This window comes from uncultured Megasphaera sp., assembly GCF_958350005.1.
Lineage (GTDB): Bacteria > Bacillota > Negativicutes > Veillonellales > Megasphaeraceae > Megasphaera.
This window is the reverse complement of record NZ_CATWFF010000081.1, coordinates 1-9,322: the sequence shown is the minus strand read 5'-3', so window position 1 is coordinate 9,322 and position 9,322 is coordinate 1. Positions and strand designations below refer to the sequence as shown.

Annotated in this window: 8 protein-coding genes; all 8 read right to left on the bottom strand. The window is 54.3% G+C overall.

Features of this window, described 5'->3' with window-relative positions:
* A partial coding sequence (locus Q3886_RS06090; RefSeq protein ID WP_301860314.1) for an alcohol dehydrogenase catalytic domain-containing protein occupies positions 1–866 on the bottom strand: 866 nt, incomplete at its 3' end.
* Positions 867–947: 81 nt separating this feature from the next.
* Complete coding sequence (lpdA, locus tag Q3886_RS06085; RefSeq protein ID WP_301860313.1) at positions 948–2,663, bottom strand: dihydrolipoyl dehydrogenase; 1,716 nt, start codon at positions 2,661–2,663, stop codon at positions 948–950.
* Between the two features lie 42 nt (positions 2,664–2,705).
* A complete protein-coding gene (locus Q3886_RS06080; protein ID WP_301860312.1) occupies positions 2,706–4,058 on the bottom strand; it encodes a dihydrolipoamide acetyltransferase family protein in 1,353 nt (450 codons plus the stop codon).
* A 15-nt stretch (positions 4,059–4,073) separates the two neighbouring features.
* A complete protein-coding gene (locus Q3886_RS06075; protein WP_301860310.1) occupies positions 4,074–5,432 on the bottom strand; it encodes an MFS transporter in 1,359 nt (452 codons plus the stop codon).
* A 39-nt stretch (positions 5,433–5,471) separates the two neighbouring features.
* Positions 5,472–6,455: an alpha-ketoacid dehydrogenase subunit beta gene (locus tag Q3886_RS06070; RefSeq protein ID WP_301860308.1), complete on the bottom strand. Its 984-nt coding sequence runs from the start codon at positions 6,453–6,455 to the stop codon at positions 5,472–5,474.
* A 34-nt stretch (positions 6,456–6,489) separates the two neighbouring features.
* Entirely contained in the window at positions 6,490–7,452 is a 963-nt protein-coding gene (locus Q3886_RS06065; RefSeq protein ID WP_301860307.1) for a thiamine pyrophosphate-dependent dehydrogenase E1 component subunit alpha, read from the bottom strand.
* Between the two features lie 40 nt (positions 7,453–7,492).
* A complete protein-coding gene (locus tag Q3886_RS06060; RefSeq protein ID WP_301860306.1) occupies positions 7,493–8,260 on the bottom strand; it encodes an MBL fold metallo-hydrolase in 768 nt (255 codons plus the stop codon).
* 14 nt (positions 8,261–8,274) lie between these two features.
* Positions 8,275–9,156: an NAD(P)-dependent oxidoreductase gene (locus Q3886_RS06055; protein ID WP_301860305.1), complete on the bottom strand. Its 882-nt coding sequence runs from the start codon at positions 9,154–9,156 to the stop codon at positions 8,275–8,277.
* Positions 9,157–9,322: the final 166 nt, after the last annotated feature.

The following is a 9,322-nucleotide window of genomic DNA, read 5'->3' as shown; positions in this document are numbered from 1 at the left end:
TTGAGAGTAATGCCGCGATAGACGAAATCGTCCAGCCGGAATTGAAGAGGCTGATCCGACAAGCCCAGAACCGCCAGATTGCCTGCAGGCCGCAAATAGGACAAAGCGCCGGAAATGGCGTCAACATGGCCGGAAAAATCAAGGCCGACGTCAACAGGACGGCCGTCGTTGGCCTGCAGTACAGCCTTCGTCACATCTTCCCCGGTCGGATCAATGACTATGTCTGCGCCCATTTCCAGGGCCTTTTCCCGCCGGTTGGGCACAGGCTCAATGGCAATGACCCGCGATGCGCCGCAGCGCCTGGCAATAGCAGCAGCCATGACGCCAATAGGACCGCAGCCGACGATGACGACAGAACTGCCGGCCAGCTGAAAGGCCGTTGCCGCATGTACAGCCGCCACAAAAGGTTCCATCAGACTCAGGACTTCCCAGGAAAAAGACGAATCAAAGACGACGGCATTTTCTGCAGGAATGACGATATATTCTGCCAGTGCCCCCGATCGGGACAGGCCGATCGTCCGGGTATGGCTGCACACATGAAAATCATCGTGACTGCAGGCATCACAGTGATGGCAGACAATATGAGTTTCTGCCGATACGGCGTCGCCAATGCGGAGATTCTGCACCTCTGACCCCATGGCGACGATTTCACCGGAAAATTCATGGCCAATAATCATGGGCGGCTTCATGCGGTCACTGGCAAATTGCGTCCAGTCTTCAATATGCACGTCTGTGCCGCACAGGGCAACGGCATGGACTTTGATGAGGACATCGTTGGGGCCGGGCACAGGTATGGGCTGAAGGACAACGGCCAGATTCCCCGGCGCCGCTGCCGTCTTGGCAATGCAATGCATAAATTCTGTCATACTCTCACCTTTCAAAAAGACGCTTTACCAGGCAGGGCAAAGCGTCTTTTTCCATAGTATAGGATGAATTGAGGAATAGCCTTATTTTTTCTTAGGCGGCCAGTGAATGGCGTTGCCGAACACGGCTTCTGCCGCTTCGCCAATGGCTTCGCCTACGGTCGGATGAGCCCAGATCGTCGAAGTCAGTTCGTCGACTGTCGATTCCAGCCGGATTGCCAGAGCACAGGCGGCAATGAGATCGGTAACCCGCGGGCCGTACATGTGCACGCCCAGAACCTGACCATATTTCGTATCAGCCAGAATCTTGATCAGGCCGACGCCGCCATTTTCGATGAGACTCTTGCCGTTGGCCGACAGCGCGAATTTCCCGCAGCTGTAGGCAATGCCCCTGGCCTGAAGATCTTCTTCTTTCAGGCCTACGCTGGCTACTTCCGGTTCCAGGTAGATGCATGACGGAATGGTTTCGCTGTGGTAATGGCCCTTGCCGGTCAGGATGTATTCAACAGCAGCAACGCCCTGAGCCGATGCGGCGTGAGCCAGCATCATCTTGCCGTTGCAGTCGCCAATGGCGAAGATACTGGGAATATTGGTCTGGAAATGATCGTCTGTGACGACTTTGCCCCGTTCCAGGGCGACGCCGGCTTCTTCCAGGCCAATGCCGCCTGTCAGAGCCCGGCGGCCGACAGCCATAATGACCTTTTCTCCCTGTACGGCCTGTTTCTGGCCGTTATAGTCCATGTGAACGCTCAGTTCAGCACCGCTGCCTTCAATGGATTCGACTTTGGCATTGGTCAGAATCTTGACGCCCCGTTTTTCCAGGTCCGCCTGTACCAGGGCGACAATTTCCTTGTCAATTGGCGGCAGAATATTCGGCAGCGCTTCGACAATGGTGCACTGCGCACCGGCTGCGGCAAACATGGAGGCAAACTCGATGCCGATGACACCGCCGCCGATGATAACCATGGATTTAGGCACCTGTTCCAGAGCCAGTGCACCGGTACTGTCGATGACACCGGGAAGATCCGCGCCGGGGAAGCGCAGGTGAACCGGCTCGGAGCCGACAGCCAGGATGATGTAATCGGCCGTAATGGTATCGCTGCCGACCTGTACGGTATGGGCATCTTTAACGATGCCTTTGCCCGTGTATTTCTTGACGCCGTTGGCCTTGAGCAGGCCGTCTACGCCGCCGACGAGGCGCTTGACAATCGATGCTTTATACTGCTGAGCCTTGCCCCAGTCCAGGGATGCGCCCGTAACAGATACACCAACCTGAGCAGCCTGATGGACAACGGCTTCATACAGAGATGTGGCGTGAATAAGGGCCTTAGTCGGAATACAGCCGACGTTCAGGCACGTGCCGCCGACGCTGCCGCTTTCCACGATAGCCACATCGGCACCAAGCTGAGCCGCTTTAATAGCGGTCACATAGCCGCCAGGGCCGGCGCCGATGACGACGATGCGCGTCTTGCCGCCAGCAGGAGCTGCTGCCTGTACCGGTGCAGCTCCTGCTGGCGCAGCGGCTTCGGTCGCAGGAGCTGCCCCGCCGCCGACATCTTCACCGGGCTGACCGATATAGCCGAGGACCGCTTTAACCGGCAGGGAATCGCCTTCTTGAGCCACGATTTTCAGCAGTACCCCGTCTTCGTGAGCTTCAACGATATTGCTGATCTTATCCGTTTCGATTTCGACGATTTCATCGCCTTTTTTTACGGCATCCCCTTCGTGCTTGAGCCACTGGGAGACAGTGCCCTCCGTCATGGTCAAGCCCAACTGAGGCATGGTGATTTCTATAGCCATAGGATTCATCCTCCTTACGTATGATTCTCTACAAGGTGTGAGTTACAGCATGAGCAGCGGATTTTCCAGGTATTCACGCAGTCTCGAGGTGACGAGGCCGGCCATGGCGCCGTCGATAATACGGTGATCGTAGCCGAGAACGGCGTTCATCATAGGAGCAATGACGATCTGATGGTCCACGACGACCGGTTTTTCTACGGTCCGACACACGCCGAGGATCGTCGCTTCCGGCGGATTGACAATAGGTGTGAAGTGGTCGCAGCCGTACATGCCGAGGTTGCTGATCGTGCAGGTGCCGCCAGTCAGTTCATCAGGCGACAGCTTGCCTTCGCGGGCTTTCTTGGCCAGTTCGCCGACTTTCTGGTGAATTTCCATGAGGCCCATGCGGTTGGCGTTCTTGATGACCGGTACGATGAGGCCGCCGTCGATGGCGACAGCTACGCCCATGTGGATTTCCTTATTATGAATAATGTAGTCGCCGACGAGACTGTCGTTGGCAGCCGTATATTCTTCCAGAACGCGGCACATGGCCTTGATGATGAGATCGGTAAAGGAGAACTTCTTGTTCATGGCGATGAATTTTTCCCGCAGTGCCGTCGCTTCAGTCATGTTGATTTCGACCGTATGGTGGACGTGCGGCGTATTGCGCCAGCCGTCGCCCAGGCGCTGGGCAATAACTTTGCGCATGCCTTTGAGTTTTTCGCCGTTTGGCGGCGCTTCCTGAGCCGGGGCTTTCGGAGCAGCTGGTGCAGGCGCAGCAGCAGGAGCTGCGGCCTGCTGAGGCTGTACGCCGGCAGCTTTCAGCACGTCCGCTTTCATGATGCGGCCGTCGGCCTGAATATCGGCAGGATTGACGCCTAGATCAGCAGCCACTTTAGCCGCTGTCGGCGAAATGCGCACCTTCGACGCCGTTTTGAAGTCCAGCACGTCCTTGCCGGTAATGCGGCTGTGGAAGCCCGTACCCGTTACCTGAATGAGGTCGATGCCGGCATCTTTCGCCAGCTTGCGGGCATAAGGCGTCGCCAGAACCCAGTCGCCGGCTACACAGTTCTGCACAGGCGGAGCCATGGCCGGAGCGGGAGCGGCAGGAGCCGGTGCTGCTGCCGGTTCCGGTGCCGGTGCTTCTGCAGCCGGAGCGGCGCCGCCAACCTGTTCGCCAGGCTGACCGATATAACCGAGAACAGCTTTAACCGGCAGGGAGTCCCCTTCCTGGGCCACAATTTTCAGCAGCACCCCGTCTTCATGCGCTTCAACGACGTTGCTGATCTTATCCGTTTCAATTTCGACGACTTCATCGCCTTTTTTTATGACATCCCCTTCGTGCTTGAGCCACTGGGAGACAGTGCCTTCCGTCATGGTCAAGCCCAGCTGGGGCATCGTAATTTCTACAGCCATAGGATGATACCTCCTTTATTTCTGAATCGGGCATTCCTGCCCCTGAATGTCTTCTTTTGCGGGTGCTGCTGCGCCCTGACCAACTTCGACAGCTGTCTTCTTCGGCAAAGTCAGCATAATCAGACCTGCTAAAAGCAGCATGCCACCCAAGATGTAATAGCCTAAATCAGTAGAGCCCGTATTCTGCTTGATAACGCCCAGCATGAAGGGGCCTACATAACCGCCGAGGTTGGCGACAGAGTTGATGAGCGCCGTCGCACCGGCTGCAGCTGCGCCGCTGAGGAAGGTCGTCGGTACAGACCACCAGGTCCCCATGGCAGCATATACGCCAATAGCGGTGACGCAGATGAGGAGCAGACTGCCAATGCTGCTGTGAATAAAGGGCGCAAAAGCCATGCCGATGGCACCGAGGAACATGCATCCTGCAATGTGCCAGCGCACTTCACCGCGCTTCGACGAGCTGTGGCCGATAATAATCTGGGCAATCAGGGCTGCCCCCATGGGGAAGGCAATGGCAATGCCGACGATGGCCGGCGACCAGCCTGACAGGCCCTGCAGTACCTGAGGCATCCAGAAGTTGAATCCCCAGAACCCGGTAACCCACAGGAAGTAAATGAGGCACAGCCGCCATACCTGTTTGTCCGTCAGGGACTGCCAGATCGTATATTTCTTGACCGATTCCTTTGCCCGTTCTTCAGCAGCAATCGTTTCTGTCAGGTACTCTTTTTCCAGCGGCGTCAGCCATTTTACTTTTTCCGGGCGGTCTTTGACCCAGAACAGGAAGACGAACGTAAAGGCCAGAGCCGGCAAAGCTTCGATGATGAACAGGGTCTGCCAGCCATGGAAGCCGAAGATGTCCAGTTCCAGCAGGATGCCTGCTATAGGCGCGCCGATAATGGCAGCTACCAGGAGGGACGTGAGCATAAGGGATATGGCTGCAGCCCGCTCTTTGGCCAGGAACCAGCGCGTAAACAGGACGGCGTAAATAACGGGATACAAACTGGCTTCACAGGCTCCCAGGAGGAAGCGGAGCAGGAAGAACTGAAATTCCGAGGTCATGAAGGCCAGAAGGCAGCACATGATCCCCCAGGTAAACATAATGCGGGCTACCCATTTACACGCGTCGAACTTGGCGGCAATGAGGGAGCCGGGAATTTCAAAGAAGAAGTATCCCAGGAAGAACATACCGGCGCCGGCACCGAAGATTTCCGGTGTCAGCCAGTGCAGATCCCGCTGCATCGTCATGCCGGCATAGGCAATGTTGACGCGGTCGAGAAAGGCAATGACCGATACGAGGAAGACGGGCAGTATAATGTGCATTCTCCGTCTTTTATTCAAACTTTCAAAATCAATGCTTGCATATTTCGGATCCATAATCAATCCCACCTCCCGATACGTTGGACATCACTGTGATTACCGTTTGTTTTCCACAACTTCCTTGACGGCTTTCACAATGTCTTCCGGCTCGATTTTAACAAGCCGTTCCAGCGTCGGGGCATAGGGAATAGGCACGAAGGGCGCACCGAGACGTACGATAGGCGCATCGAGGTAGTCGATCATTTCTTCTGCCGCCCGGGCCGCTACTTCGGCGCCGACACCGCCCTGTTTGACCGCTTCGTGAACGATCATGAGCTTTTTCGTCTTTTTCAGAGATTCGTAAATCGTATCCATATCGAGAGGAGAAATAGTCCGCAAATCAATACATTCGACGTGAATACCGTCTTTATCCAGTTCTTTCGCTGCTGTCAGGACATTGGTCATGTATGCCGAATAGGATACGATGGTCAAGTCCGTTCCTTCTTTGGCTACATGGGCTTTGCCAATAGGCGTGAGGAATTCTCCTTCCGGCACTTCGCCTTTGACGGAGAACAGCTTCTTATGTTCAAAATAAATGACCGGGTCATCACTGCGGATAGCCGCTTTCAGCAGTCCCTTGGCATCAGCCGGGTTGGAGGGAATGACGACTTTAATACCAGGAATATGCATGAACCAGGCTTCTACGCACTGGGAATGCTGGGCAGCGCCGCCTCGGGTCATGCCATCAGGCGCACGGAGAACGAGGGGCACCTTGGCCTGACCGCCGAACATGTAGCGGGCTTTGGCCATTTGGTTGAAAATTTCATCCATGGGAACGCCGATAAAGTCGGCAAAGTGCATGTCTACAACGGGACGCATGCCGGCCAGGGCAGCACCGACGCCGCCGCCGATAATAGCCGTTTCCGAAATGGGCGTATCCCGGACCCGTTCTTTGCCAAATTCTTCGGCCAGGCCCTTGAACTGACCGAAAATGCCGCCCTGACGGGCAATATCTTCACCCATGAGGAACACGTTTTTATCACGCTGCATTTCTTCGCGCATAGCTTCCTGTGTCGCTACGGAAAATGTAATCTTTCTCATAATATAGTACCTCCTCTATGTATACGTCGTATCGTTAGTCACAGTAATAGTTGGCCATCAGTTCTTCCGGTTCCGGATAGGGAGCGGCTTCCGCTTCTTTTACGGCTTCCAGGACAAGGTTTCTGGCATCTTCGTCCATCTTGTCCATTTCCGCTTCTGTCAGATAGCCTTTTTCCAGAGCAGTTTTGCGGAAATTCTGAATCGGATCGTCTTCCGAGAAGTGGGTAATAACTTCCTGTTTGGTCCGGTACAGTTCCGGGTCGCCGACGAAGTGGCCTTTAATGCGGTACGTCTGGAGTTCCAGGAGGTATGGGCCGTTGCCGCCGCGAACGTATTCTACCGCTTCTTTGGCGGCTTCGTATACGGAGAAGAAATCGTTGCCGTTGACGGTCTTGCCCGGCATATCGTATGCTACAGCCCGAACGGCGATGTTGTCGACTGACGTCGTCGTCCGATAAGGCGTCGTCGAAGCCCACTGGTTCATTTCGCATACATACAGAACCGGCAGTTTCCATACAGAAGCCATATTGCACGATTCATGGAAGGTGCCGCGGTTGGACGCGCCGTCACCGAAGAAGGCTACGGCAATCTGGTCGCTGCCGCGGAGCTGCGCTGCCAGAGCCGCCCCCATAGCCAAGTTGTAGCCGGCACCGACGACGCCGTTGGCGCCGAGCATGCCGATGGAAAAGTCAGCGATGTGCATGGAGCCGCCCTTGCCGTGGCAGTAGCCCGTTTCCTTGCCGTACAGTTCGGCCATCATCTTTTTCACGTCTGCCCCTTTGGCGATGCAGTGGCCATGACCACGGTGCGTACTTTCGATGTAGTCGTCAGTATGCAGGTTTTCGCATACACCGACGCCGCAGGCTTCTTCGCCAATGTATAAGTGCGTAAATCCCGGCAGCTCGCCGGCGAGGAAAATTTCTTCGACTTTCGATTCATATGCCCGAATGAGGGTCATTTTCCAGTATGCGTCGTGCAGTAAGTCCTTGTCGTACATAATACATCGCTCCTTTTTTCATCGTAGTATAGAGTATCTATCAGTTCACAAATACAGTCTGCCTGTTTTCTTTCAGCGCATACCCGTCTTGCAAGGTATAAAAAGCCGTTGCTGTATTGGCCAGGTGACGCATGCCCGATACATCGTCGTCAGCAAAAGGAATGTGGTAGAGCAGTACCTGGGGATATCCCAGGCCTGACAGCCACTCTTTGCGGCGCCGATCCGCATAGGACAGAGGGTTGACGAAAATTCCCTTGAGCTGCGTCCCAGCCAGTATGCTGCGAACGTTGCGGACCGGATAGGACCAGTCCGTGTCACCCATAAACAAATAGCTTTTTCCTGCCAGTATCAACGCAATACTGTAATGAGGAACATCAAAATCATTCGTTCCCATATGCCGGGTTTTAAAGAACACGACCCAGCTATCGGGATATATCGATTCGTAGAAGATGGCTTCATCCTGCTGTCCTACTGTGACGATGCGGGCCTGGCCCGTCGAATCTGTCAGCTTCCCTGCGTCTTCATACGACAGGTTCCGGCCGCTGGGCCGCGGTACATATACGTGCTGAACAGCATTGTGAGCCAAATAGGAATTGACATAACATGAGCTGAAATGATCTTCATGGCGGTGCGTAAACAACAGTACATCTACATTGCGGTAGTCATGTCCCCGGCCGTCAGCAGCAGCGCTTACTTCGCTGGGCTTCTGGTTGAAGAACTGGTTTCCGCCGTACAAACTGTCAATAAGCAGGGAATGATGTTTATCCCGCATGTAAATTCCGGCATTTCCAACTAATGTTATCTTCATAGGCCATCCCTTCTTTATGAATCGTCTCCTACGGTAACGTGCATTTTTTCTTCAAAGTACTTCACCATGCCGGCCTGATCCGTATCGATGTAGCCATTGTCAGCCATCCAGTCCATAACCCGCAGGGTTACGTCAGTTACGGGAAGGTCGACGCCCATGTGGTGGGCATAGGCTTTGGCGTTAATCAGGTCCTTGCGGTGAACGGCAATACGGGCGCCCGGTTCATAGTCGCGGGCAATGATCTTGGGAACTTTGTTTTCGTACAGCGGGCCGCCGACGAAGCCGGTCCGCGTCGCTTCAAAGGTCGTCTGAAGATCGATGCCGGCCTTGGCAGCAAAGGCATATCCTTCGGCAATAGCGGCCAGATAGGCGCCGGCAATGATGTTATTGACCAGTTTTGTCACGTCGCCGCTGCCAGGGCCGCCGGTGTATACGGGGTGTCCCATACATTCCAGCAGGGGCTTGACCTTGTCGAATATTTCCTTGTCGCCGCCGGTCATGATTGCCAGGGTACCGTCAATAGCTTTGGGGTTGCCGCCGCTGACCGGAGAATCGAGGAGATACATGCCGGCTGCCTGTACTTTTGCATATAAGTCTTGAATAATATTCGGTGCTGTCGAGGACAGGTCGATGATGATATTGCCCTTCTTGCCATATTGTATGGCCTTTTCTACAGAACTGATGATAATAGGATGGGTCGGCAGCATCTGCATGATGACGTCACATATCTTGTAGATATCATCCATTTCAGCAACCGTATTCCCGCCGGCAGCGGCGAATTCTTCCATCCGTGCAGCCGCTACGTCGTATCCGTAGACCTGACAGCCTGATTTGGCAATCAGATTCTTTGCCATTGGCAGTCCCATGACGCCCATTCCCAGAAATCCAATCTTCATAGGTTCTTCCCCCTTACGAGTGTACGTGTGATATATGCTATATTTTATATTTAAAATGCATGTTTTATATTCCTTTTCTTCATTCTTCGTGACTTCATTATACTGAACTTTTTCCGGTCCTTTTGTATCGTTTTATACCATTCGCAATTTTTATTTTAAAAATTAC

Excerpts from the sequence above, each read along its gene's own strand:
- lpdA (WP_301860313.1), bottom strand. The coding sequence starts at position 2,663 with ATGGCTATAGAAATCACCATGCCTCAGTTGGGCTTGACCATGACGGAG.
- Q3886_RS06080 (WP_301860312.1), bottom strand. The coding sequence starts at position 4,058 with ATGGCTGTAGAAATTACGATGCCCCAGCTGGGCTTGACCATGACGGAA.
- Q3886_RS06075 (WP_301860310.1), bottom strand. The coding sequence starts at position 5,432 with ATGGATCCGAAATATGCAAGCATTGATTTTGAAAGTTTGAATAAAAGA.
- Q3886_RS06070 (WP_301860308.1), bottom strand. The coding sequence starts at position 6,455 with ATGAGAAAGATTACATTTTCCGTAGCGACACAGGAAGCTATGCGCGAA.
- Q3886_RS06065 (WP_301860307.1), bottom strand. The coding sequence starts at position 7,452 with ATGTACGACAAGGACTTACTGCACGACGCATACTGGAAAATGACCCTC.
- Q3886_RS06060 (WP_301860306.1), bottom strand. The coding sequence starts at position 8,260 with ATGAAGATAACATTAGTTGGAAATGCCGGAATTTACATGCGGGATAAA.
- Q3886_RS06055 (WP_301860305.1), bottom strand. The coding sequence starts at position 9,156 with ATGAAGATTGGATTTCTGGGAATGGGCGTCATGGGACTGCCAATGGCA.